Origin of the sequence: Pantoea sp. Cy-639, assembly GCF_011752525.1 — a bacterium.
Taxonomy (GTDB): domain Bacteria; phylum Pseudomonadota; class Gammaproteobacteria; order Pseudomonadales; family Pseudomonadaceae; genus Aquipseudomonas.
Window position 1 is genome coordinate 134,188 of the sequence record NZ_VWXI01000001.1, and the last position, 21,872, is coordinate 156,059.

Consider the following 21,872-nt stretch of genomic DNA (forward strand, 5'->3'; position numbering starts at 1 on the left):
TGTCAGTGTAATGGGCAGACGCGGCAACCCGGAATCTATTCCCCCGGCCGGGAATAATCTTCAACCACCCCCGTCGTACCGGCTCATTCCACAGCGAGCGGACTGTCCCATGCACACGCCTCATCACGGCCCTCTCCAAGGCCCTCTCCAAGGCCCCGCCAAGGCCCTGCGCCTGGCCGCCATTGGCGCCGTCATCACCGCCCTGGGCGCGGGTTTCGCCTACGCCGCCGGCTGGATCGGCGCACCGGCGCTGACACCACAGCGCATCATCGACACCTTCGAGGCCCTGGCCGGCCACCACCCTGGCTACCGCAAGAACCACGCCAAGGGCCTGTGCGTCAGCGGCTACTTCCAGAGCAGCGGCCAGGCCGCCAGCCTGTCCAGCGCCCGAGTATTCAGCCAGCCCCAGGTACCGGTGATCGGCCGCTTCGCCATCGGCGGCGCCAACCCGTTCGCCCCGGACACCGCCGTGTCGGTGCGCAGCCTGGCCCTGCAATTGAGCAGCGACGACGGGCAGGTCTGGCGCACCGGCATGAACAACCCGCCGGTACTGGCCGTAAGCACCCCCGAAGGGTTCTACCAGCAGGTGCTGGCCAGCGCCCCGGATCCCGCCACCGGCAAGCCCGACCCGGCGAAACTGCAGGCATTCTTCGCCGCTCACCCGGAAAGCCTGGCCTTTCGCCAGTGGGCGGCCAGCTACCGCGCCAGCGACAGCTTCGCCAGTACCGCCTACCACAGCATCAACGCCTTCAAGCTGATCGATGCCGATGGCAAGGCCCGGCCGGTGCGCTGGACGCTGGAGCCACAGACACCGTTCGCGGCCCTGCCCGCCCAGGTCGATGACCGCCAGTTCCTCCAGCACGACCTGGCCCAGCGCCTGGCCCACGGCCCGTTGCGCTGGACCCTGCGCCTGACCCTGGCCGAGCCTGGCGACCCGGTGGACGATCCGGCCAGGCCGTGGCCCGTCGAACGTCGCAGCCTCGATGCCGGCACCCTGGTGCTGACCCAGGTCGATGCCCCCGAACAGGGCGCCTGTCGTGACCTGAACTTCGACCCGCTGATCCTGCCCAACGGCATCGAAGCCTCCGCCGACCCGATCCTCGCCGCCCGTTCGGCCGCCTATTCGGTGTCGTTCAACCGCCGCAGCCACGAAGCCCTGAGCGAAGGAGCCCAGCCATGACCCCCGCCGCCTTCCACCCCATGGCCCGCCTGCTGCACTGGACGATGGCCGTGCTGATCCTGGCCATGCTGTTCATCGGTGCAAGCATGGTTGGCGATCTGTCGCCCCGGCATCCGCTGCTGGTCGAGCTGCACAAGGCCACCGGCCTGGCCCTGTTGCTGCTGGTGCTCCTGCGCATCGCCCTGCGCCTGGCCCTGCCCCATCCAGCGTTGCCCGACGACCTGCCGCGCCTCCAGCGCCTGGCCGCCAGCGCCTCGCACCTGCTGCTGTACGGCCTGATGCTGGGCATGCCGCTGCTGGGCTGGGCGATGCTCTCGGCCGGTGGTTATCCACGCCCATTGCAGCTGCCTGCGATCGCCCCGCACGACTTGCAGTTGTACGCCGTATTGCGCCAGGCCCACAGTTGGGCCGGCTACCTGCTGTTCGCCACCGTGCTGCTGCACCTGGCGGCAGCCCTGGTCCACGCCCTGGTACGTCGCGACGGTATCTTGCACAGCATGTGGCCTGGTCCGTTGCGCCGCGGTGAATGAGCAGCGCAAGACGCGGGTCGACAGCGATGGACACTTGTCACTAAGATCGGCGCTCATTTCGTCGCTGCTATTGGACCCCCATGAACGTCGCAAAGGATCCTGCCGCCTTCACCCCTGCCAGCACCCTGGACCTGCGTCCGCTGATGCTGGTCAACATGGCCTGCACCATGTCGATGATGGCCTTCGTCGCCCTCATCGGCCCCATCGCCCGCCTGCTCGGCATGGCCACCTGGCAAGCCGGCGCGGCGGTGACCGTGGCCGGCGTGGTCTGGGTGATCCTCGCCCGGCCCTGGGGCCGGGCCGCCGACCGCTACGGCCGACGCCGCGTGTTGCTGCTCGGCAGCGCCGGCTTCACCCTGGCCTACTGGCTGCTGTGCCTGTTCATCGACGGCGCCCTGCGCTGGCTGCCGGGGGCGACCCTGGCGTTCTTCGGGCTGATGCTCGCGCGCGGCCTGATCGGCGCGTTCTATGCCGCGTTGCCGGTGGGCGGCAACGCACTGATCGCCGACCACATCGAACCCCAGCGACGGGCCCGGGCCATGGCCTCGCTGGGCGCGGCCAACGCTGTCGCGCTGGTGCTGGGGCCCGCGCTGGCGGCGCTGCTGTCGCGCTTCAGCCTGAGCCTGCCGTTCTACCTGATGTCGCTGCTGCCGGCCGTGGCCTTCCTGGTGCTGTTGTTCAAGCTCAAGCCGCAGCCTCTGCCCCAACGTCATGCGCCCAGCCCGGTACGGCTGTCCGACCCACGCCTGCGCCGGCCACTGCTGGTGGCCTTCAGCGCGATGCTCAGCGTGACCGTGTCACAGATCACCGTCGGTTTCTTCGCCCTCGATCGCCTGCAACTGGCCTCGGCCGACGCCGCTCAGGCCGCCGGTATCGCCCTGACTACCGTTGGTGTGGCGCTGGTATTGGCCCAAGTGTTCCTGCGCCAGCTGGAGTGGCCGCCGTTGAAGATGATCCGCATCGGCGCCTGCGTTTCCGGGCTGGGCTTCGCCTCGGCCGCCCTGGCCACCAGTGCGCTCTGGCTGTGGGCCGCGTTCTTCGTCGCAGCCTTTGGCATGGGTTTCGTCTTCCCGGCGTTCTCGGCCCTGGCGGCCAATGCCATGGAAGCCTCCGAACAGGGCGCCACGGCGGGCTCGGTGGGAGCCGCCCAAGGCATGGGCGCGGTGATCGGGCCACTGGCCGGGACCCTGGTCTACGCCCTCGACCCGCGCCTGCCGTTCGTCGCCGTGGGGGTACTGTTGCTGCTGGTCGGACTCTGGCCGGCACCGGCCGACCAGCGCCACTGACAAGCACAGCGCGCACCGGCGCAGAGTGTGTTTTAATGCGTCGCCCATTATTTTTGACACCTCTGCAAACAAGGCGGCTATGGACACGGGGACACGACTCAAACTGGTGCGTGAACGCAACAACCTCTCCCAACGGGAACTGGCCCGCCGCAGCGGCCTGACCAACTCGACGATCTCGCAGATCGAACAGAACCGCGTCAGCCCCTCGGTCAGTTCCCTGAAGAAACTGCTCGAAGGCATTCCCATGTCGCTGGCGGAGTTCTTCAGCTTCGACGAGCCGGTCCGGGAAGAGCGCTATGTGTTCCGTGGCGGCGAGCAGCCTGACCTGGGCCGCAACGGCCTGCGCATGCTGCTGGTCGGCGCCAGCGTCGAAGGCCGGCAGATGCGCATGCTACGCGAGCTGTACGCCCCGGGCGCCGACTCTGGCGAGCCGATCGTGCACGCCGAAGGCGAAGAATGCGGCCTGGTCACCCGTGGCACCCTGGAGCTGTGGGTCGACGGCCAGGTGAGCATTCTCAACGCCGGTGACGGTTACTACATCCCCACCACCCTGCCCCACAGCTTCAAGAACATCGGCCCCGACGAAGCGGAAATCATCAGCGCCAATACCCCGGCGAACTTCTGACGCCACCGTGTCCGTCCCCAGCAGCCGTGAAGTCGCCCAGTGCCTGCGCGACGCCGCCCTGGGCATCCATCCGCTGGTCCCCCTGGCCCGCCATGCAGACGGTTGCGTGGAACTGCGCATCGACGACTGGCGGCTGACCCTGCAACTGGACGCCGAAGGGCTGGCGCGCTGCCGTCATTGCCGCGCCCCCGACGGCCGCCAGGCCAGCCTGGAAGACTGGCCGCGCTATGGCACCAACCCGGTGGACCACCTGAGCATCTGGGAGCGCGGACGCCTCGAGCAGTTGCTCGGGGCCTAGCCCGCCAGGGCCTGTTCGACGAAATCCAGGCGGTCCTGGCCAAAGTACATCTGCCCCTCGACGATGAACGTCGGTGCCCCGAACAGTCCACGCTCGACCGCCTGCTCGGTGGCCTGGCGCAGCGCGTCCTTGACCTCGGGCCGCGCGGCCAGTGCATGGAACGCTTCGGCATCAAGACCGCCCTGGGCCAGGGTCTCGTCCAGCATCGCCGGCTCCGACAGGTTGCGCGCGTGTACGAACAACCCTTCGAACAACACCTTGAGCAGTGCCTCGAAACGCTCCGGGGCAAACAGCTGGGTGCCGATCAGCCCACGCATCAGCAGCAGGGTATTGACCGGGAATCCCGGCGGCAGCGCCAACGGCACGCCATAACGATCGGCATGGCGCTTGAGGTCGATGCGCAGGTAGCGTCCCTTGGCCGGCACCATCACCGGCGAGGCGTTGCCGGTGGCCTGAAACACCCCGCCCAGCAGTATCGGCCGGTATTCAAGGTGTGCCCCGTGACGTGCGCACAACGTGGGCAACTGGGTCCAGGCCAGATAGGTGGCCGGGCTGCCCAGGTCCAGGAAGAACTCGACGGTCTTGCTCATGATTCGATCCTTGTATGAGTACAGGGTTTACCAGCGCTCCATCCACGGCCGCAGGTCCAGTTCGAAGGTCCAGGCGTCCCGTGGCTGGGCATGCAGGAACCAGTAGCTGTCGGCGATATGCGCCGGATCGAGGATGCCCTCCTGGTCCTTGAGCGCATAGCGATCAGGGAAATTGTCACGGATGAACGCGGTGTCGATGGCGCCGTCCACCACCACGTGGGCGACATGGATGTTCCGTGGCCCCAGCTCCCGCGCCATGCTCTGGGCCAAGGCGCGCAGGGCGTGCTTGGCTCCGGCGAAGGCCGCGAAGCCGGCAGCGCCACGGGTGCCGGCGGTGGCGCCGGTGAAGAGAATGGTGCCGCGCTCGCGCTCGACCATGCGTCGCGCCACTGCCTGGGCGCAGAGAAAACCGGCGAAGCAGGCCATTTCCCAGATCTTGAAGTACTTGCGCGGGGTTTCCTCGAGAATGCCGCACGGCACATTGGCGCCGATATTGAACACCATGGCCTCGATCGGGCCGATATCGCGTTCGATGGTCTCGACCAGCTCGGCCACCGCCTGCTCGTCACGGGCATCGGAAGCAAAGCCGTGGGCCTGCCCTCCCGCGGCGCGGATCTCGTCGAGCAACGGCTGCAGCTTGTCGGCCTGACGCCGGGTGACACAGGCGACGTACCCCTCGCGGGCGAAACGCTTGGCGATCTCGCCGCCAGTGGCGTCGCCGGCACCGATCACCAGCACGACCTTTTGTTGTTCTGCCATGGACCGCTCCATTGATGAATGATCGTTTAGTAAACGAACGCTATGCTACGATCACGCCATCGTCAAGTCAGGCCAGAAGAGGCTGCGCGGATGCGCTATAGCAGCGAACACAAGCAACAGACCCGTGACCGACTGCTGGCCAGCAGCGGCGCACTGGCCAAGCGTGGCGGCTTCGCCGGTACCGGCGTGGCCGAGTTGATGAAAGCCATTGGCCTGACCGGGGGGGCTTTCTACAACCACTTCCCGTCCAAGGACGACCTGTTCACCGAGGTGGTGCGCCGCGAACTGGCCAACAGCCCGCTCGCTCGCCAGGCCCGCCATGGCCCCGACCGCCAGCGTCTCAAGCGCCTGCTCGAGCAGTACCTGAGCCTGGCCCACCTGCACAATGCCGAAGGCGGCTGCCCGCTGCCGCCACTGGGGGTGGAGATCGCCCGCGCCGAACAACCAGTACGCGAAGAGGCCGAACACTGGCTGGTCGAACTGCACCAGGCCTGGAGCGAGACCCTGGACGACCCGCAACTGGCCTGGGCCCTGCTCAGCCAGTGCGTCGGCGCGCTGGTGGTCGGCCGCATGCTGGCCAGCGAACCGGTGCAGGCGCAGGTGCTGGATGCCAGTCGCGCACTGCTCGACAAAATGTTCGATGAGGTTCGCTAGCGCCCTGATTGACCTGCTGCTGACCCTTACACCCGCGACCACAACAGCCTGGAAGGCCCGGCATACAAGATCGAGGCCGAGGTGGCCAAGGCGCTGCGCGAACGTGGCGCCGGCGGGCCACGCTGAAACACCGGGCGATGCTCAGAGCGCGTGCGCCGCCAGCAGCTCGGTGAGCACCTCGGCCAGGGTCTTGACCATCACATCGGCGGTCGGCCGGTGCACGATCACGATCTCGTAGCTGTCCACCTCCGGCAGTCCCTGCTCCACGCCCAGCACCCGGTGCTCGCGGGTCGCCGCCCGTGGTGGCAGCAGGCTGATGCCCATGCCATCCGCCACCGCGGCCTGGATGCCGCTGAGGCTGGAACTGGTGAAGCTGATGCGCCAGCGCCGGCCCATGCCCTCGATGGCATTGATCATGTCGTCACGGTACAGCCCGCGCGGCGGGAAGGTCACCAGCGGTACCGGGTCCAGCTCGAAAGCCGGCATCCGCGCGCTGTCGATCCACTGCAGGCGCTCCGGCCAGCAGGCCACGCCCTCGCGGCTGTTGCGCCGCTGCTTGAGCAGCACCAGGTCGAGCTCGCCGTTGTCGTAGGCCTGGCTGAGGTCGCGACACAGACCACTGGTGACCTCTAGCTTGACCTGCGGGTGGCGCCGGCTGAACGCCGACAAGGCATTGGTGGTACGCCCACCAACGAAATCCTCGGGCACGCCCAGGCGCACGGTGACGCCAACCATCGCTCCCGCCAGGGCCTCGAGCATCTGGTCGTTCAGCGACAGCATGTGGCGGGCATAGCCGAGCAAGGTCTGACCGGCGTCGGTAGGCAGCACGTCGCGATTGCCGCGCACCAGCAGACGGTGCCCGACCATTTCCTCGAGGCGGCGGACCTTCTGGCTGATGGTGGATTGGGTGGAATGCAGGCGCGCGGCCGCCGTGGTGAAGCTGCCGCAATCGGCCACCACGACGATGGCGCGCAGCAGGTCGAGGTCGAACAGGGCCCTATTCGATTTCGCGCTGATGGACATCTGGATATTCAACTAGTGAATGACAAGCCTGCGTTCTACCACGCCCCCCGGCACCGGGCAACCGACAAGGCGCATTTGCCCAGCCACTGCCTGCCATCCAGATAATTCACTTCTGCCAGGGCCGCCAGTTGCCTAGCATGGACCGCACCCCAACAAGGACCCGCAACCATGCGACTGCCCCTTGCAGCCCTGATGCTGACCCTGCTCACCAGCCTTGCCGCCCACGCCGAGACCACCGCCATGGACACCCGACTGCTCAGCGCCGCCCAGCGCGGCGATGCCCCCGCCATCCGCCAGTTGCTCGCCGAAGGCGCGCATGCCGATGCCCGCGACGATCAGGGCCAGACCGCCCTGCTGGTGGCGACCCATGGCAACCACGTGGACGCCGCCAAGGCACTGATCGAGGCCGGTGCCGACGTCAACGCCAAGGACAACATCCACGACAGCCCCTACCTGTTCGCCGGCGCCCGGGGCCTGAACGACATTCTGCGCCTGACCCTAGAACATGGCGCCGACCTCAGGAGCACCAACCGCTATGGTGGCACCGCGCTGATTCCCGCCGCCGAACGCGGCCACGTAGAGACCGTGCAGACACTGATCGACGCCGGGGTCGACGTCAATCACCTCAACCGCCTGCACTGGACCGCCCTGCTCGAAGCCGTGATCCTCGGCGACGGCGGCCCGCGGCACGTGGAGATCGTGCGCCGCCTGCTGGCAGCCGGCGCCGACCCGCAGATCACCGACAAGGAAGGCGTGACCGCGCTGGAACATGCCCGCCAGCGTGGCTACCGCGCCATGCAGGCATTGCTCGAGCGCTGACGCGCCGCTCATGCCTCCCGGCGCAGCAGGTAGGTATCCATGATCCAGCCCTTGCGCCGACGCGCCGCTTCGCGCAGCGCGAGGATCCGTTCCCGGACCTCCAGCAGCGGGCCGGACACCAGCAGCTCGTCCGCCGTCCCCAGGTACGCGCCCCAGTAGATCACCAGCCCGGGATCGTCCAGGGTGGCGAACGCACAGCGCCCGTCGAGCATCACCACCACGTTGTCGAGCGTCGCCTGTTCGTTCAGGCGGCGGCCCGGCAGCACGGTCAATGGCTCGCCGATACGGTTGAGGGGGATCTGGTGGCGCGCGGCCAGGGCCTGGATGCTGCTGATGCCGGGAATCACTTCCAGCGCGAGCGCGATGCCATGTTCACGTACCTGCTCGATGATACGCAGGGTGCTGTCGTACAGCCCCGGGTCACCCCAGAGCAGGAACGCGCCGACATCGCCCTCGCCCAGCTCGTCGTCGATCAGCCGCGCGTAAAGACTGGCACGCTGGGCATGCCACTGCTGCACGGCCGCGACATAATCCGGCGCCTCGCCATCGCGACGCGGGTCGGCGACCTGCACCAGCCGGTAACGGGCCTGGGGCAGGTAGCGTTCGAGTATGGCCTTGCGCAGTTGCACCAGCTCGCCGGTGTCCGTGCCCTTGTCGAGCACGAAGAACACCGTGGCGCGCCGTAGCGCCTCCACGGCTTCGTAGGTGACCTGGCGCGGATCGCCCGGGCCGATTCCGATCAGTAGAAGCTGCTTCATTGCCTGCCCTGCCTGGATGCCGGTGGTCATTGTCGACCGGGCGCCGGCATCTGGCAAAGCCGGGCGCGGCCTTAGAAGATCGAGAAGTTGTAGCTGACGATGACCCGGGTCTCGTCCATGTCGCGCGCCCACTTCTCGTAGTTGCTGCGATAGGTCGAGTTACGCAGGCGCACGCTGACGTCCTTGAAAGTGCCGCTCTGTACCTGGTACTTCAACTCGGTGTCGCGTTCCCATTCCTTGCCTTCGGCGTTGCTGCCCGGGACCTTGATGTTGTCACCGTTGATATAGCGGGTGAAGAAGGTCAGGCCGGGCACGCCGAGGGCCTTGAAGTCATAGTCGTAACGCAGTTGCCAGGAGCGCTCCTGGGCCGCGGCGAAGTCGTTGACCTGAGCGTAGTTGACCAGGTACGGATTGGTGCCGTCGAGGTACGGCATGGCGCTGTCGCCGAACATGCGCTGCCAGCCGGCACTGATCTTGTGGCCGCCCAGGCTGTAGCCGAGCATGCCGCTGAAGGCGCGGTGGTCGATGTGCCCGGCACGGGCGTTGCCGATGTCATCGCTCTTGATCACGCGCAGGTCGGCAGACAGCATACCGACGTCCAGCGGCTGGCTGGCGACCAGGCCGAGGAAGTGCTGGCGGTAGATGTTCTCGAGCTTCGACACCTGGTACTGGGCGCTGACGCGATCATTGAAGCGGTAGTCGACGCCGGCCAGGTCGAAGTGGTCGGCTTCGATGTTGCAGGCATAGCGCTTGTTCTTGCAATGCACGCGGATGTCCTGGCGATCGGTGGAATCCCGCGCGGTGTACTGGTTCAGACGGGCCAGGGTGAACTTCAGGTCGCGCACTTCCTCGGAAGTCAGCCAGGCACCATGGAACATGGTCGGCAGCAGACGGCCATCGTTGTACTTGAGCAGCGGTACATCCGGCATCATCGAACCGTACTTGAACACGGTCTCGGACACCTTCACCTTGCCGGCGATACCCATCTTGGCGTACTGGTCGGCAGAGTGGCGAGGGTTGTGCCCGGAGGACGGCAGCAGGCCGCTGTTGCTGTCGGACGGGCTGGAGTCGAGCTTGAAACCGACCATGCCCAGTGCGTCGACACCAAAGCCTACCGGGCCCTGGGTGTAGCCGGATTGAACATTCAGAATAAAGCCCTGGGCCCATTCTTCGCGTTTCGACGCACCCTGGCTGGAACTGCTGTGACCGTCACGGAAGTCCCGGTTGAAATAGACATTGCGTGCTTCGACCTTGGCACTGGCGTCTTCAAGAAAACCGGCGGCCTGGGCGTTGACACCGGCACACAGGAAGAACAGGCCGGCAACTCGGCGCCCGGGGGCGAGGGGGAAAGGGGCAAACATGCGAAGAAACATCCAAAAGAAGGGCAAGAAACAATCCGTGCGCTCATCCGCACGGCACTACGCGACAGACGAACATACTTCGACCATCATCTTGGATTTTCCACCATCCGCTCTAGTCCAAGCCATTGGACCATGGTCTACAAGCACAGGCGAACACTGCCGTAGGTTTTTTCGAGTCAGGCACGAAAAACCTGCAAAGTTCCCGGCTTATTGATTGAAAGTTTGCTGTTTACCCCGTTCCAAGCGACTACTACACTCAGTCACAGCGAACAGCTGAACCCACCCGCGTGGCCGACGTTTAATCCATCTTCATGTTCGTCACGTCCCGCCACGGCAGACTTAAAGGAGTGATGACAGTGTCCAGACTTGCAGAATTTCGTGCTGCCGAAAAAGCGCTTCAGGAACAAATGGCACAACTGGAAGCGTTGAAAAAGGATGCCGGTCTCAAACGCGAAATCGAATTCGAGCAGAAACTAGTCGGTCTGATGAAAAGCTACGACAAGAACCTGCGCGACATCATCGCGATCCTCGACCCCAAGGCCGCCACCCGCCCCGCCGCCCCTGCCGCCAAGCAGCAGCGCCGTCCGCGGGTCGTCAAGGTCTATGAAAACCCGCACACCGGCGAGCTGATCGAGACCAAGGGCGGCAACCACCGCGGTCTCAAGGCATGGAAGGAGCAGTACGGTGCGCAGACGGTGGAAAGCTGGGTGCGCTGATGAATCCTCGACGCCCCCTTCACACTTTTTTCACATGAACGGGGGCACTATCGAAACCAGCTAAAGGACTAGCGACCCCATCACGCGCCCGCACATGCGGGCCTCTAATTCCAGCGCCCTGCCTTCGTGCAGGGCGCTTTCATTTGCGCTGGCGCAAGTCTTCCGTATCATGGCCCACCTGTTTTCATCGCCGGCGCCGCCTGGCCCGGCCCCGATTCTGGAGTCACCATGAGCCTGCACGATCTGCACACCCTGCCCGGCGTCACCGCCCAGCCAGATGCCGCCACCGCCAACTTCGTCTTCAACCACACCATGCTGCGGGTCAAGGACATCGAGAAGTCCCTGGACTTCTACACCCGCGTGCTGGGCTTCAGCCTGGTGGACAAGCGCGACTTCCCCGAAGCGGCCTTCAGCCTGTACTTCCTGGCCCTGGTCGACCCGAAGACCATCCCCGCCGACGACGCCGCGCGTCACCAGTGGATGAAGTCGATCCCCGGCGTGCTGGAACTGACCCACAACCACGGTACCGAGCACGACCCCGAGTTCTCCTACCACAACGGCAACACCGACCCGCGCGGTTTTGGCCACATCTGCATCTCGGTGCCGGACGTGCGCGCTGCCTGCGAGCGCTTCGAAGCCCTCGACGTGCCGTTCCAGAAACGCCTGAGCGATGGCCGCATGAAGCACCTGGCCTTCGTCAAGGACCCGGACGGCTACTGGGTCGAAGTGATCCAGCCGACCGACCTGAAGGACTGAGGCATTCGTCGGGCCGGGAACTCCCGGCCCCTCGCTGTGGTATATGGAAGTAACACTGCTTCCAAGCCACAGCGAGGTCAGGACGATGCAAACCCTTCACTGTGAATACCGCGACCACACCATCACCGCCAGCGTGATGCCCCACCCCGACTCTCCCCTGCCCTATGCCGCCGGATGCCTGATCACCGATCCTGCAGGCCACACCAGCCGGCGCATTTCGATGCCGATGCAGTTCTTCTCAGACCTGGAAAACGCCCAGCACGTATCCCTGGCCCATGGCCGGGCGCTGGTCGACCAGCAACTGGACGAAGGGCGCAAGGCCTTCTGACACAGCCCATGGGTGACGGTGGCCTTACCCTTCCCGGGCGAACGCCACCGCCGCTGCCACCTGTTCATCGCGGGGACGCACCCCGGTGTACAGCACGAACTGCTCCAGCGCCTGCAAGGCGATCACCTCAAGCCCAGTGATCACCGGCGTGCCCAGCGCCTCGGCCCGCTGGATGAGCGGGGTGCGCGAGGGCATGGCGACCACGTCGAATACCCGCTCGGCCACCGCGATCGCGGTCTCGGCGAACGCCAGCTGATCCGCCTCCGGCCCTCCCGCCATGCCGATCGGTGTAACGTTGACCAGCATCGGCGGGCACAGCTCGCCCAACGCCGGCAACCAGCGGTAGCCGCAGGTATCCGCCAACTGCCGGCCGGCCTGTTCGTTGCGCGCGACGATGGTGCCATCGGCGAACCCGGCGTCACGGAGGGCGCAAGCCACCGCCTTGGCCATGCCGCCGCTACCGCGCAGGGCGAACCCCGTGGCCGGGTCCACGCGGTGCCGCGCCAGCAGTTGGCGTACCGCCAGGTAGTCGGTGTTGTAGGCCTTGAGGCGACCGTCCTGGTTGACCAGGGTGTTCACCGATTCGATGGCCGCCGCCGAAGGGTCGATCTCGTCCACCAGCGCCATGCAGGCTTCCTTGTAGGGCATCGATACCCCGCAGCCGCGAATGCCCAAGGCCCGGATACCGGCGACGGCGGCCGGCAGGTCGCGGGTGGTCATGGCCTTGTAGTAGTAATCCAGCCCGAGCTGCTGGTAGAGGTGATTGTGAAAGCGCACGCCGAAGGTGCCGGGGCGTCCGGCGAGGGAAATGCACAGGACCGTGTCCCGGCTGGGGGTGATGCTCATGGCCGCTCCTCGCGATCAGGCTGAAACGATTGATCGAGCGTACCAGAGACAACCGCCGGTCGCCCCTTACACAACCTTTACCGTTCCCCTGTACGCAGTTGACGTTGGCCACGGTCATAGTAAGCAGGCCCCGAGCGTGGGGTTGTCTTGCGAGGAACGATCATGAAGCGTCTCATCCCCGGAATCGCCCTGCTGGTCGGCGCGCTGGCCATCAGCGGGCAGGCGTCGGCCCACGGCGGCGGCTGGTACGGCCCGGGGCCGGTGATCGGCGCGGCGGTGGTCGGCGCGGTCGTCGGCGCGGCGGTCAGCGGTGGCCATGACCGCACCGTCTATGTCCAGCCACAGCCGGCCTACTACCCGCCGCCCGCGCCGGTCTATGTGCAGGCCCCGCCGCCGCCGGTGTATTACCAGCCCTACGTGGTGGAACGCTACGTGCCTGCCCCACCACCGGTGTACCACCGCTATTACGGCCCGCCACCGGTGTACTACGGCCCGCCCCGCTGGTGAGCGCGGCATAGTTGATAAAAGTAATGGGCACTATCGAGGACATTGATTTCAAAGCCGGACGACGACTGCGTAAGGTGGGCCCATGTTCACAGGAGGTACCACCATGGCTCCCAACATTCAGATCATGTCCGTCGTCGGCAGCGCTGTTCCGGCGAGCCTGCGTCAACAAGGCCTGCTGGCGTGCTGGTACCTGATGCGTAACGGCGAGGCCATCAGCGGCCCGCTGACCACGCGCTCCTCGGCCCAATGCCTGGCCGAGCGCCTGCTCGAAGGCCACTTCACCGCCTGAACCCGAATTTGTTGTTGTGCGTTGCTCCCTACGCCTCTTGTTGCCCGCCATCCTGGCGGGCTTTTTTTTGGTTTCTTCACAACCTCACCTGTCGTATCAGGCCTGCGCCCGACGCGCCATCAGCTGACGGTACTGACGGCTGCGGCGCCGGGTGGCGCATTGCTCCAGCAGCAGCGCCCGCAGTGGCGAAGCATTCGGTGCCGGACGCCGGCCATCGGCCAGGCGGCGCATCTGCAGCTTGACCAGCGCCATGTAGGCCAGCGCAGCGAAGGCCTTGCGCTTCCAACGGATCGCCGGCAACACCGCGAGCGCCGCCACTTCACCAGCCTGCCAGAGCCGTGGCAAGGCCGGGTCCAGGGCCAGGGCGGTGGCGATGCCAGCCATGGCCACACCGCTGTCGAGCACCTGCTCGACCACCGGCAGGCGACGGATGCCACCGGTGACCATCACCGGCATCCGGGCAATGGCGGCGATCTCGCGGGCGAACTCGAGGAAGTACGCCTCGCGCGCCAGGGTCCGCCCATCCCGCGAGTCGCCCTGCATGGCCGGCGCCTCGTAGCTGCCGCCGGACAACTCGACCATGTCCACCGCCAGCTCATTGAGCCACAGCACCACCTGCCGCGCATCGGCCGGCTCGAAGCCACCGCGCTGGAAGTCCGCCGAATTGAGCTTGACGGCTACGCCGAAGCCCGGCGATACCGCCGCGCGCACCGCTTTCACCACCTCCAGCAGCAGCCGTGCACGGTTCTCCAGGCTGCCACCCCAACGATCCTGGCGCTGGTTGCTCAGGGGCGAGAGGAACTGACTGAGCAGATAGCCGTGGGCAGCATGCACCTGCACACCATTGAACCCGGCCTGCTCGGCCAGCGCCGCGGTACGGGCGAAGCGCTGGATCACCTCGGCGATACCGGCCTCGTCCAGAGCCCTGGGCAGGGCGAACAACTTCGACAGGCCGCCCATCTCCAACGCCACTGCCGACGGCGCGACCGTGTCCTGGCCGAGGCTGGCCTGCATCTGCCGACCGGGATGATTGATCTGCATCCAGAACTGCGCGCCCTGGGCACGGCCGACACGCGCCCACTCGCTGAAGCGGCGCAACGGCTGGCTGTCGTCGAGCACCACCCCGCCCGGGCCGGTCATGGCCCGCGCATCGACCATCACGTTGCCGGTCAGCAACAGGCCCGCGCCGCCTTCGGCCCAGGCCTGGTACAGACGCAGCAAGGCGTCCGATGGGGTCTGGTCGAGGTTGGCGAGGTTTTCCTCCATCGCCGCCTTGGCGATTCGGTTGGGGATGACGCTGCCGTTGGGCAGTTGCAGGGGCTGGAATGGTGTCATGGTGGTCTCCGGGTAGGCTGCCTGGTACGGTCAGGCGCGAGGTACGGAGAAGGCTAAGCCTGAAGTCAACTTTAAGGTCAAGCGGCCAGACGAGACGTACTGCCGGCCAGTACTGCGCAATCTTCGCTATGCTCGATGGCCAACAGGGTTTCGCTTTTCCAAGGAGCAGGAAATGACTTTCGACTGGCATGCAGGCCCAATCACCCGTGCAACCCGGCTGGACAAGCACTACCGCAATACGCAGAGAGTCCGCCAGTTCCTGCGCGAGGAGTGCGGCGAGACCTTCAGGTTCGACCGCGCCTTCATGGCCTGGATCAAGCGCGGCGAGGCTTTGACGATGGGCGATGTAGCGGATGAATGGCGTCGCCGCCATCTCGCCTGAGCCCGCGCCAAATGGCTGAACTCCTCCAGCGACTGGGCCGAACTGGCGAAACTCGAAGCGAAAGTAATTGGTACAGAATTGGTACAGGATTAAATTTCGTTCACGTTGCTCCCTTTGGATATAAGGCATTCGACAGCCGTTCGGCCATAATCCAGAATGCATCGGTTTTCTGGGGGGAAACCCTTGCACAGCCAACGACATACCAACATTTAGTGAGCCTCAACGTGAAAACTTCCCTGTCCATTCTCAGCCTGCTGCTGTTGCTCACAGGTACCGCGACCCTGCCGTCGACCGCTGCTGCACAGAACCAACCCCCGGCCCAGGCGCAACGCGACCCGAGCAAGTTGCACCTGGCCTCCGGCAGCGCCCTGCTGATCGACCTGAACACCAACAAGGAACTGTATTCCAACCACGCCGATCGCGTGCGTCCCATCGCCTCGGTGACCAAGCTGATGACCGCCATGGTCGTGCTCGACGCCAAGCTGCCGATGGACGAGATGCTCACCATGACCATCGCCAACAACCCCGAGATGAAGGGGGTGTATTCACGGGTGCGGCTGGGCAGCGAGCTGAACCGCCGCGAGACCCTGCTGATCACCCTGATGTCCTCGGAGAACCGCGCCGCCAACACCCTGGCCAACCACTACCCAGGCGGCTACGGCGCCTTCATCAAGGCCATGAACGCCAAGGCCCGCAGCCTGGGCATGAGCCATACCCGCTACGTCGAGCCGACCGGCCTGTCGACGCAGAACGTCTCCACCGCCCAGGACCTGGCCAAGCTGCTGCTGGCCTCGCGCAAGTACCCGATGCTCAGCGAACTGTCGACCACCCGCGAGCAGACCGTGGCCTTCCGCAAACCCAACTACACCCTGGGCTTTCGCAACACCGACCACCTGGTCAACAAGAGCAACTGGGACATCAAGCTGACCAAGACCGGCTTCACCAACGAGGCCGGTCACTGCCTGGTGCTGCTGACCCGGATGGACAACCGCCCAGTGGCCATGGTGATCCTCGACGCCTATGGCAAGTACACCCACTTCGCCGACGCCAGCCGCCTGCGCCAGTGGCTGGAAACCGGCAATGCCAAGGCCGCGCCGGCAGTGGCCATGCAGTACAAGAGCGAGCGGCAGAACCGTTCGCGCCTGGCCCAGGACTGAAAACGACGAAGCCCCGCATCAGCGGGGCTTCTTTTTTGTCGCAGTCCTGGCCCGGTGAAGGGCACGGGATCAGGCCTGGGTCGAGACCATGCCACCGGCGCTGCTGCCGCCGGTCTTGCTCAGCGCCTCGAGCAGTTGCGCGGTGGCAGCCTGGATCTGGCCACTGAGGGTGGCGATGCTCGCCTGCTTGGCCGTGATCAGCGCCAGCTTGGCAGTATCGTCCATCTTCTGCGAGGCGATCTGCGCCAGTTGCTTCTGCTCTTCGGCCAGTTGCTTCTGCAACTGCTTGATCATCTGGCGCATCTGCTGGATGTGCGACGGCTCGCTGCTCTCCTGATCACCGCTCTGGGCCTTCTTCGCATCCTCGGTTTTCTTGGCTGCTTCATTCAGGCCGGACATGTCGACGTGCAGAGCCGCCACGCCAGTCTCGGCCTTCTCGCCCGATGGGGCGGTCGCCGCCAGGCCGCTGGCGACATTGATATTCAGATTGCTGATACCTACCATTCTCTAATCCTCCACGGTGGTTCCTTCCAATGTCCGGGCTATCGGCCAGTCAGTGCCGGACTTGATAGCCGCACATCGATAAATTTGCCCCGTCGCCACTCGTCCACCTGATACCCGAACCCTGCCCCGGCGCGCACCTGCGCCGCCAGGTCGATCCGATCAGCCCTGCAACGAGATGGCAATGACCAAGACCCGTTCCCGCAAAGCCTTGTACATCGGCCTGCCCCTGGCCCTGGCGGTCGCCCTGGGCAGCGCCGCCGGTGGTTACCTGTACTGGAAGCAAAACGCCGGCTACCCGCGCAAGATCGTCGAACAGGCCCGGGACCTGCACGAGCACATGCTGTCGTTCGACGGCCACATCACCGTGCCGCTGAGCTTCGGTACCCACGACCGCGAGGCGGACAAGGACGGCCCGTACCAGTTCGACCTGGTCAAGGCCGGCAAGGGCCGCCTGTCCGGCGCGGCCCTGACCATCCTCGCCTGGCCGGAGATGTGGAACGGCCCCAACGCCCCGCACAAGCCCACCGCCGGCTTCGTCGACGAGGCGCGCCACCAACAGCAGGTGCGCTACCAGATCATCAGCAACCTGGTGCGCGACTTCCCCAACCAGGTCGGCATTGCCTACACCCCGGACGACTTCCGCCGCCTCAACGGCGAAGGCAAGTTCGCCGTGTTCATCAGCCTGCTCAACGCCTACCCGCTGGGCGACGACCTGTCGCAGCTCGACCTGTGGGCCAGGCGTGGCATGCGCATGTTCGGCTTCAGCTACATCGGCAACAACGACTGGGCCGACTCCTCGCGGCCGATGCCGTTCTTCAACGACAGCGCCGATGCCCTCGGCGGCCTGGCGCCCATCGGCGAGCAGGCCGTGGCCCGGCTCAACGACCTGGGGGTGATCATCGACGTGTCACAGATGTCGACCCTGGCCCTGGAGGATGTGGCGCGCCTGAGCCGCGCACCGATCGTCGCCTCGCACTCGGCGCCGCGCGGTCTGCTGGACATCCGCCGCAACCTCGGTGACCACGAGATGAAGTTGATCAAGGACAGCGGCGGGTTGATCCAGGTAGTCGGTTTCAGCGGCTACCTCAAGCGCCCGGCCAAACCGGTGCTGGACAAGCTCGAGGCCCTGCGCGCGCGTTTCGACCTCGGTCCGCTGAACGACCTGAACTACGCCCTGATGCCGGGCGATCCGGCCATCGCCATCTGGTCGGAGCAACGCTTCGGCGAGTACGCCAGCAGCCTCTACGGCATCCTCGAGGAAGACCCCAAGGCCACCCTGAAGACCTATGTCGACGCCATCGACTACACGGTGAAGAAGGTCGGCATCGACCACGTCGGCATCAGCTCCGACTTCAACGAAGGCGGCGGCCTGCAGGGCTGGAAGGACGTCAGCGAGATCCGCAACGTGACCGCCGAGCTGCTCACCCGCGGCTACAGCGAAACCGATATCGCCAAGCTCTGGGCCGGCAACTTCCTGCGGGTCTGGGGCCAGGTCCAGCAAGCCGCCCGCCCCGTCGCCACCACCACCCGCTGAACAAGGCCCGTCCGCGCATGAGCAACCGTCGTACCTTTCTCAAGCAGGCCGGGCTGGTCGCCGCCGGCCTGCCACTGCTGCCCGCCGCCCTGGCCGCCAGCCCCGCGCCCGCGCCACTGAGCGGCGCCGACAAATGGCGCCAGTTGCGCGCGCTGTTCCCGCTGGACCCAGAGGTGGCGCACTTCGCCAACTTCCTGGTCACCGCCCATCCGCAACCGGTGCAGGCCGCCATCGACCGCCACCGCGCCGATCTCGACCGCAACCCTGCCGCGCTGATGGACTGGGAAAGCCAGTACGAATGGCAGCGCGAGGACGAGGTGCGCGACTGGGCCGGGCGCTACCTGGAAGTCGGGCCGCGACAGATCGCCCTGACCGGCAGCACCACCGAGGGCCTGGCGATGATCTATGGCGGCCTCAAGGTCACCCCCGGCCAGGAGATCCTCACCACCGAGCACGAGCACTACTCGACCCATCGCACCCTGGCCTTTCGCACCCGCCGCGAAGGCACCCAGGTGCGCAAGCTGCGCCTGTTCGACAAGCCCTGGGAGGTGTCCACCGACCAGGTGCTGACCACCCTGGAGCGCAACATCCGCCCACAGACCCGGGTGCTGGGCATGACCTGGGTGCATTCCGGCAGCGGCGTCAAGCTGCCGGTGGGCGAAATCGGCGCGCTAGTACGCCGGCACAACCGCGAGCGCAGCGAGGCCGAGCGCATTCTCTACGTGGTCGACGGCGTGCACGGCTTCGGCGTGGAGAACGCGCGCTTCGCCGACTTCAACTGCGACTACTTCATCGCCGGCACCCACAAGTGGATGTTCGGCCCGCGCGGCACCGGCATCATCTGCGCCGCCTCGGCACGCATGGAACACCTCACGCCCAGCGTCGCCACCTTCTCCCGCGACGAGGACTTCGCCACCATCATGACCCCCGGTGGCTACCACGCCTTCGAACATCGCTGGGCCCTGGGCGAAGCCTTCAAGCTGCACCTGGCGCTGGGCAAGGCCGATGTCCAGGCGCGCATCCACCAGCTCAACAGCCTGCTCAAGGCACGCCTGGCCGAGCATCGCCAGGTCGAGCTGGTGACCCCGAGCAGCCCCGCGTTTTCCGCCGGGTTCACCTTCTTCCGCATCCCCGGCAAGGACGCCGACGCCATCGCCGCGCACCTGGTGCGCCACAAGGTGATGAGCGACGCCGTGCACCGCGACGTCGGCCCGGTCGTGCGCCTGGCCCCCAGCCTGCTCAACGACGAACAGCAGATCGACCGGGTCATGACCCTGGTCGCCCAGCAACTCTGAACAAGGTTCCTGCCATGCCAACCACCCTGCCCCGCCTGACCCTGGCCGCCCTGCTGGCCGCCTGTTGCCTGCCTGCGCTCGCCGCCACCGCCGAGGCCAAGCCCGGCACGGTGTTCCGTGACTGCAAGACGCTCTGCCCGGAACTGGTGGTGCTGCCCGCCGGCACCTTCACCATGGGCACCCCGGCCGACGAGATGGGCCGCCAGGACGACGAGGGCCCGCAGCACCCGGTGACTTTCGCCCGGCCGTTCGCCATCGGCCGCTACCCAGTCACCGCCGGCGAGTGGGCCGCCTACCAGAAGGCGACCGGCACCGTCATCGGCGATGGCGACAACCGCCCCGGCCGGCACTGCAGCAATGGCAAGCCCAGCTACCCGCAAGGCCCGCGCCAGCCGGCGGTGTGCATGAGCTACCACGACGTGCAGGCCTACGTGGCCTGGCTGTCGAACAAGACCGGCCACCGTTACCGCATGGTCAGCGAGGCCGAGCGCGAATACGCCGCCCGCGCCGGCAGCACTGGCCTGTTCCCCTTCCCCCTCGACCCCGAGGGCGAGTTCCAGATCAGCCGGCACGCCAACGTCTACGGGCCCAGGGATGGCTTCAGCTACAGCTCGCCGGTGGGCAGCTTCCCGGCCAACGCCTTCGGCGTCTACGACATGCACGGCAACGTCTACGAATGGGTCGAGGACTGCTACCACGACAGCTACATCGGCGCGCCGGCCGACGGCAGCGCCTGGCAGCAGGCCAACTGCGAGGTCGTCTCGATCCGCGGCAACGACTGGGGCGAGGCGCCGATCTTCTCGCGCTCGGGCAACCGCAACAACGCCACCGCCAGCCGCCGCGGCGACTGGCTCGGCTTTCGCGTGGCACGCGAACTCTGAAGGCCGGGCGGCGGTAAATTCCACCCAACGCGGCTCGTCCTAATCGGTGTACTTGCGCAGGACTCGGGGCGCCTCGGGCGCCCCCACACCATCACCCAAGGAACCGCACCCATGAGCCAGCACGCTACCTCCGAGACAATCCACGACCTGATCGGCGTAGGCTTCGGCCCCTCCAACCTGGCCCTGGCCATCGCCCTTGAAGAACTCGCCGAAACCAACGGCCACGCCCTGGACGCGCTGTTCATCGACAAGCAGAGCGACTACCGCTGGCACGGCAACACCCTGGCCACCCAGAGCGAGCTGCAGATCTCCTTCCTCAAGGACCTGGTCTCGCTGCGCAACCCCACCAGCCCCTACAGCTTCGTCAACTACCTGCACCAGAAGCAGCGCCTGGCCGACTTCATCAACCTCGGCACCTTCTACCCCTGCCGTCTGGAGTACAACGACTACCTGCGCTGGGCCGCCGAGCACTTCGCCACCCAGGCGGTGTACGGCGAGGAAGTGCTGCGCATCGAGCCCGAGCTGCGCGACGGCCGCGTCGACCACCTGCGCCTGGTCTCCCGCGATCAACAGGGTCGCGAATACCAGCGCCTGGCCCGTTCTGTGGTGGTCGGCAGCGGCGGCACGCCGAAGATTCCCGAGGTGTTCTGCCCGTTCAAGGACGATCCACGGGTGTTCCACCACTCCCAGTACCTGAGTGCCCTCGAACGCCTGCCGTGCACCCAGGGCAAACCGATGCGCATCGCCGTGGTCGGCTCCGGCCAGAGCGCCGCGGAGGCGTTCATCGACCTCAACGACAGCTTCCCCTCGGTCAAGGTCGACATGATCCTGCGCGCCTCGGCCCTCAAGCCGGCCGACGACAGCCCGTTCGTCAACGAGATCTTCGCCCCCGAATACACCGACCTGGTGTTCAACCAGCCCCACGCTGCACGGGAAAAGCTCATCGGCGAGTACCACAACACCAACTACTCGGTGGTCGATGTCGACCTGATCGAACGCATCTACGGCATCCTCTACCGCCAGAAAGTCGCCCATCAGTACCGCCACACCGTGCTCTGCCGACGCAACATCGAGGCCGTGGCAGATACCGCCGAAGGCATCGAGCTGACCCTGCGCGACCTGGCCACCGACGTGCGCCAGACCCACCGCTACGACGCGGTGATCCTCGCCACCGGCTACGAACGCCGCTCCCACCGCGAGCTGCTGGCACCGCTGCAACAGCATCTGCGCGACTTCGAGGTCGACCGCGACTACCGCGCCCTGGCCACTCCGGAGTTCGGCGCCAGCGTCTACCTGCAAGGGTTCTGCGAAGCCTCCCACGGCCTGAGCGACACCCTGCTCTCGGTGCTGCCGGTGCGCGCCGCGGAAATCGGCCAGTCGCTGTACCAGGCCCTGGCCAAGCCACTCGCCCAGCCGTCCTTCGAAGCCGCCGCGCTGTCCCGCGCCTGAAGCAGGAACC

Annotated in this window: 26 protein-coding genes; 18 read left to right on the forward strand and 8 right to left on the reverse strand. The window is 66.2% G+C overall.

The genetic code is table 11. The features are described from left to right. Window positions 1-109 precede the first annotated feature (109 nt). The 5 genes from F3J43_RS00585 (at window position 110) to F3J43_RS00605 (ending at window position 3,919) form a co-directional block, all read left to right on the forward strand. The gene (locus F3J43_RS00585) at window positions 110-1,180 is read left to right on the forward strand and encodes a catalase family peroxidase (protein WP_166882882.1); all 1,071 of its coding nucleotides are present in this window, start codon (window positions 110-112) and stop codon (window positions 1,178-1,180) included. Then, window positions 1,177-1,710, forward strand: coding sequence for a cytochrome b (locus F3J43_RS00590; RefSeq protein WP_166882883.1), 534 nt, complete (start codon window positions 1,177-1,179; stop codon window positions 1,708-1,710). Before F3J43_RS00585 ends, F3J43_RS00590 begins: the two co-directional genes overlap by 4 nt. A gap of 80 nt (window positions 1,711-1,790) precedes the next feature. Further along, a complete protein-coding gene (locus tag F3J43_RS00595; RefSeq protein ID WP_166882884.1) occupies window positions 1,791-2,996 on the forward strand; it encodes an MFS transporter in 1,206 nt (401 codons plus the stop codon). 79 nt (window positions 2,997-3,075) lie between these two features. Continuing rightward, a complete protein-coding gene (locus tag F3J43_RS00600) occupies window positions 3,076-3,621 on the forward strand; it encodes a cupin domain-containing protein (RefSeq protein ID WP_023631327.1) in 546 nt (181 codons plus the stop codon). A gap of 7 nt (window positions 3,622-3,628) precedes the next feature. After that, window positions 3,629-3,919, forward strand: coding sequence for a DUF7693 family protein (locus F3J43_RS00605; protein ID WP_205297548.1), 291 nt, complete (start codon window positions 3,629-3,631; stop codon window positions 3,917-3,919). Here F3J43_RS00605 and F3J43_RS00610 read toward each other — a convergent pair. Then, window positions 3,916-4,509: a 2-hydroxychromene-2-carboxylate isomerase gene (locus F3J43_RS00610; protein ID WP_166882885.1), complete on the reverse strand. Its 594-nt coding sequence runs from the start codon at window positions 4,507-4,509 to the stop codon at window positions 3,916-3,918. The genes F3J43_RS00605 and F3J43_RS00610 overlap by 4 nt on opposite strands. A gap of 27 nt (window positions 4,510-4,536) precedes the next feature. Continuing rightward, window positions 4,537-5,268 carry an SDR family oxidoreductase gene (locus tag F3J43_RS00615; protein ID WP_166882886.1) on the reverse strand — a complete coding sequence of 244 codons (732 nt, stop codon included), beginning with the start codon at window positions 5,266-5,268 and terminating at the stop codon, window positions 4,537-4,539. 90 nt (window positions 5,269-5,358) lie between these two features. On the opposite strand from F3J43_RS00615, the gene F3J43_RS00620 reads away from it, so the two are divergent. Next, the gene (locus F3J43_RS00620) at window positions 5,359-5,922 is read left to right on the forward strand and encodes a TetR/AcrR family transcriptional regulator (protein WP_166882887.1); all 564 of its coding nucleotides are present in this window, start codon (window positions 5,359-5,361) and stop codon (window positions 5,920-5,922) included. Between the two features lie 141 nt (window positions 5,923-6,063). Here F3J43_RS00620 and F3J43_RS00625 read toward each other — a convergent pair whose 3' ends face one another. Further along, window positions 6,064-6,945 carry a LysR substrate-binding domain-containing protein gene (locus F3J43_RS00625; protein WP_166882888.1) on the reverse strand — a complete coding sequence of 294 codons (882 nt, stop codon included), beginning with the start codon at window positions 6,943-6,945 and terminating at the stop codon, window positions 6,064-6,066. A gap of 168 nt (window positions 6,946-7,113) precedes the next feature. Here F3J43_RS00625 and F3J43_RS00630 point away from each other — a divergent pair, with 168 nt between their 5' ends. Then, window positions 7,114-7,764 carry an ankyrin repeat domain-containing protein gene (locus tag F3J43_RS00630; protein ID WP_166882889.1) on the forward strand — a complete coding sequence of 217 codons (651 nt, stop codon included), beginning with the start codon at window positions 7,114-7,116 and terminating at the stop codon, window positions 7,762-7,764. A gap of 8 nt (window positions 7,765-7,772) precedes the next feature. Here the strand turns inward: F3J43_RS00630 and cobF are convergent, their stop codons facing one another. Then, entirely contained in the window at window positions 7,773-8,522 is a 750-nt protein-coding gene (gene cobF / locus F3J43_RS00635) for a precorrin-6A synthase (deacetylating) (protein WP_166882890.1), read from the reverse strand. A 71-nt stretch (window positions 8,523-8,593) separates the two neighbouring features. After that, window positions 8,594-9,883 carry an OprD family porin gene (locus F3J43_RS00640; protein ID WP_166882891.1) on the reverse strand — a complete coding sequence of 430 codons (1,290 nt, stop codon included), beginning with the start codon at window positions 9,881-9,883 and terminating at the stop codon, window positions 8,594-8,596. A gap of 311 nt (window positions 9,884-10,194) precedes the next feature. On the opposite strand from F3J43_RS00640, the gene F3J43_RS00645 reads away from it, so the two are divergent. From F3J43_RS00645 to F3J43_RS00655, 3 genes are all read left to right on the forward strand, one after another. Continuing rightward, window positions 10,195-10,599, forward strand: a complete 405-nt coding sequence (locus tag F3J43_RS00645; RefSeq protein ID WP_286184299.1) for a histone-like nucleoid-structuring protein, MvaT/MvaU family — start codon at window positions 10,195-10,197, stop codon at window positions 10,597-10,599. 228 nt (window positions 10,600-10,827) lie between these two features. Then, on the forward strand, window positions 10,828-11,355 hold the full coding sequence (gene gloA / locus F3J43_RS00650; protein WP_166882892.1) for a lactoylglutathione lyase: 528 nt from the start codon (window positions 10,828-10,830) through the stop codon (window positions 11,353-11,355). 85 nt (window positions 11,356-11,440) lie between these two features. Then, on the forward strand, window positions 11,441-11,683 hold the full coding sequence (locus F3J43_RS00655; RefSeq protein WP_166882893.1) for a hypothetical protein: 243 nt from the start codon (window positions 11,441-11,443) through the stop codon (window positions 11,681-11,683). Between the two features lie 24 nt (window positions 11,684-11,707). Here the strand turns inward: F3J43_RS00655 and F3J43_RS00660 are convergent, their stop codons facing one another. Further along, on the reverse strand, window positions 11,708-12,529 hold the full coding sequence (locus F3J43_RS00660; protein ID WP_166882894.1) for a shikimate 5-dehydrogenase: 822 nt from the start codon (window positions 12,527-12,529) through the stop codon (window positions 11,708-11,710). Between the two features lie 162 nt (window positions 12,530-12,691). Here F3J43_RS00660 and F3J43_RS00665 point away from each other — a divergent pair, with 162 nt between their 5' ends. Together F3J43_RS00665 and F3J43_RS00670 are read left to right on the forward strand one after the other, a co-directional pair. Further along, window positions 12,692-13,036, forward strand: coding sequence for a hypothetical protein (locus tag F3J43_RS00665; RefSeq protein ID WP_166882895.1), 345 nt, complete (start codon window positions 12,692-12,694; stop codon window positions 13,034-13,036). Window positions 13,037-13,139: 103 nt separating this feature from the next. After that, a complete protein-coding gene (locus F3J43_RS00670) occupies window positions 13,140-13,325 on the forward strand; it encodes a hypothetical protein (protein WP_166882896.1) in 186 nt (61 codons plus the stop codon). Between the two features lie 96 nt (window positions 13,326-13,421). On the opposite strand, the gene F3J43_RS00675 is transcribed toward F3J43_RS00670, so the two are convergent. Further along, window positions 13,422-14,660 (reverse strand): NADH:flavin oxidoreductase/NADH oxidase family protein, encoded by a 1,239-nt coding sequence (locus F3J43_RS00675; RefSeq protein WP_166882897.1) that lies wholly within the window; start codon window positions 14,658-14,660, stop codon window positions 13,422-13,424. A gap of 172 nt (window positions 14,661-14,832) precedes the next feature. Between F3J43_RS00675 and F3J43_RS00680 the strand changes: the two genes are divergently transcribed. Next, window positions 14,833-15,042, forward strand: a complete 210-nt coding sequence (locus F3J43_RS00680; protein WP_166882898.1) for a DUF6434 domain-containing protein — start codon at window positions 14,833-14,835, stop codon at window positions 15,040-15,042. 224 nt (window positions 15,043-15,266) lie between these two features. After that, window positions 15,267-16,199 carry a D-alanyl-D-alanine endopeptidase gene (pbpG, locus tag F3J43_RS00685; RefSeq protein WP_166882899.1) on the forward strand — a complete coding sequence of 311 codons (933 nt, stop codon included), beginning with the start codon at window positions 15,267-15,269 and terminating at the stop codon, window positions 16,197-16,199. Window positions 16,200-16,268: 69 nt separating this feature from the next. Here the strand turns inward: pbpG and F3J43_RS00690 are convergent, their stop codons facing one another. Next, window positions 16,269-16,703, reverse strand: a complete 435-nt coding sequence (locus F3J43_RS00690; protein ID WP_166882900.1) for a hypothetical protein — start codon at window positions 16,701-16,703, stop codon at window positions 16,269-16,271. A gap of 181 nt (window positions 16,704-16,884) precedes the next feature. Here F3J43_RS00690 and pvdM point away from each other — a divergent pair, with 181 nt between their 5' ends. The 4 genes from pvdM (at window position 16,885) to F3J43_RS00710 (ending at window position 21,862) form a co-directional block, all read left to right on the forward strand. Further along, window positions 16,885-18,237, forward strand: a complete 1,353-nt coding sequence (pvdM, locus tag F3J43_RS00695; RefSeq protein WP_166882901.1) for a pyoverdine-tailoring dipeptidase-like protein PvdM — start codon at window positions 16,885-16,887, stop codon at window positions 18,235-18,237. Window positions 18,238-18,254: 17 nt separating this feature from the next. Beyond that, window positions 18,255-19,532, forward strand: a complete 1,278-nt coding sequence (gene pvdN / locus F3J43_RS00700; RefSeq protein ID WP_166882902.1) for a pyoverdine-tailoring periplasmic protein PvdN — start codon at window positions 18,255-18,257, stop codon at window positions 19,530-19,532. 14 nt (window positions 19,533-19,546) lie between these two features. Further along, entirely contained in the window at window positions 19,547-20,413 is an 867-nt protein-coding gene (gene pvdO, locus F3J43_RS00705; RefSeq protein ID WP_166882903.1) for a dihydropyoverdine dehydrogenase, read from the forward strand. 111 nt (window positions 20,414-20,524) lie between these two features. Next, window positions 20,525-21,862: a lysine N(6)-hydroxylase/L-ornithine N(5)-oxygenase family protein gene (locus F3J43_RS00710; protein WP_166882904.1), complete on the forward strand. Its 1,338-nt coding sequence runs from the start codon at window positions 20,525-20,527 to the stop codon at window positions 21,860-21,862. Window positions 21,863-21,872 lie beyond the last annotated feature (10 nt).

Excerpts from the sequence above, each read along its gene's own strand:
- F3J43_RS00585 (WP_166882882.1), top strand. The coding sequence starts at position 110 with ATGCACACGCCTCATCACGGCCCTCTCCAAGGCCCTCTCCAAGGCCCC.
- F3J43_RS00590 (WP_166882883.1), top strand. The coding sequence starts at position 1,177 with ATGACCCCCGCCGCCTTCCACCCCATGGCCCGCCTGCTGCACTGGACG.
- F3J43_RS00595 (WP_166882884.1), top strand. The coding sequence starts at position 1,791 with ATGAACGTCGCAAAGGATCCTGCCGCCTTCACCCCTGCCAGCACCCTG.
- F3J43_RS00600 (WP_023631327.1), top strand. The coding sequence starts at position 3,076 with ATGGACACGGGGACACGACTCAAACTGGTGCGTGAACGCAACAACCTC.
- F3J43_RS00610 (WP_166882885.1), bottom strand. The coding sequence starts at position 4,509 with ATGAGCAAGACCGTCGAGTTCTTCCTGGACCTGGGCAGCCCGGCCACC.
- F3J43_RS00615 (WP_166882886.1), bottom strand. The coding sequence starts at position 5,268 with ATGGCAGAACAACAAAAGGTCGTGCTGGTGATCGGTGCCGGCGACGCC.
- F3J43_RS00620 (WP_166882887.1), top strand. The coding sequence starts at position 5,359 with ATGCGCTATAGCAGCGAACACAAGCAACAGACCCGTGACCGACTGCTG.
- F3J43_RS00625 (WP_166882888.1), bottom strand. The coding sequence starts at position 6,945 with ATGTCCATCAGCGCGAAATCGAATAGGGCCCTGTTCGACCTCGACCTG.
- F3J43_RS00630 (WP_166882889.1), top strand. The coding sequence starts at position 7,114 with ATGCGACTGCCCCTTGCAGCCCTGATGCTGACCCTGCTCACCAGCCTT.
- cobF (WP_166882890.1), bottom strand. The coding sequence starts at position 8,522 with ATGAAGCAGCTTCTACTGATCGGAATCGGCCCGGGCGATCCGCGCCAG.
- F3J43_RS00640 (WP_166882891.1), bottom strand. The coding sequence starts at position 9,883 with ATGTTTGCCCCTTTCCCCCTCGCCCCCGGGCGCCGAGTTGCCGGCCTG.
- F3J43_RS00645 (WP_286184299.1), top strand. The coding sequence starts at position 10,195 with ATGTTCGTCACGTCCCGCCACGGCAGACTTAAAGGAGTGATGACAGTG.
- gloA (WP_166882892.1), top strand. The coding sequence starts at position 10,828 with ATGAGCCTGCACGATCTGCACACCCTGCCCGGCGTCACCGCCCAGCCA.
- F3J43_RS00655 (WP_166882893.1), top strand. The coding sequence starts at position 11,441 with ATGCAAACCCTTCACTGTGAATACCGCGACCACACCATCACCGCCAGC.
- F3J43_RS00660 (WP_166882894.1), bottom strand. The coding sequence starts at position 12,529 with ATGAGCATCACCCCCAGCCGGGACACGGTCCTGTGCATTTCCCTCGCC.
- F3J43_RS00665 (WP_166882895.1), top strand. The coding sequence starts at position 12,692 with ATGAAGCGTCTCATCCCCGGAATCGCCCTGCTGGTCGGCGCGCTGGCC.
- F3J43_RS00670 (WP_166882896.1), top strand. The coding sequence starts at position 13,140 with ATGGCTCCCAACATTCAGATCATGTCCGTCGTCGGCAGCGCTGTTCCG.
- F3J43_RS00675 (WP_166882897.1), bottom strand. The coding sequence starts at position 14,660 with ATGACACCATTCCAGCCCCTGCAACTGCCCAACGGCAGCGTCATCCCC.
- F3J43_RS00680 (WP_166882898.1), top strand. The coding sequence starts at position 14,833 with ATGACTTTCGACTGGCATGCAGGCCCAATCACCCGTGCAACCCGGCTG.
- F3J43_RS00690 (WP_166882900.1), bottom strand. The coding sequence starts at position 16,703 with ATGGTAGGTATCAGCAATCTGAATATCAATGTCGCCAGCGGCCTGGCG.
- pvdM (WP_166882901.1), top strand. The coding sequence starts at position 16,885 with ATGACCAAGACCCGTTCCCGCAAAGCCTTGTACATCGGCCTGCCCCTG.
- pvdN (WP_166882902.1), top strand. The coding sequence starts at position 18,255 with ATGAGCAACCGTCGTACCTTTCTCAAGCAGGCCGGGCTGGTCGCCGCC.
- pvdO (WP_166882903.1), top strand. The coding sequence starts at position 19,547 with ATGCCAACCACCCTGCCCCGCCTGACCCTGGCCGCCCTGCTGGCCGCC.
- F3J43_RS00710 (WP_166882904.1), top strand. The coding sequence starts at position 20,525 with ATGAGCCAGCACGCTACCTCCGAGACAATCCACGACCTGATCGGCGTA.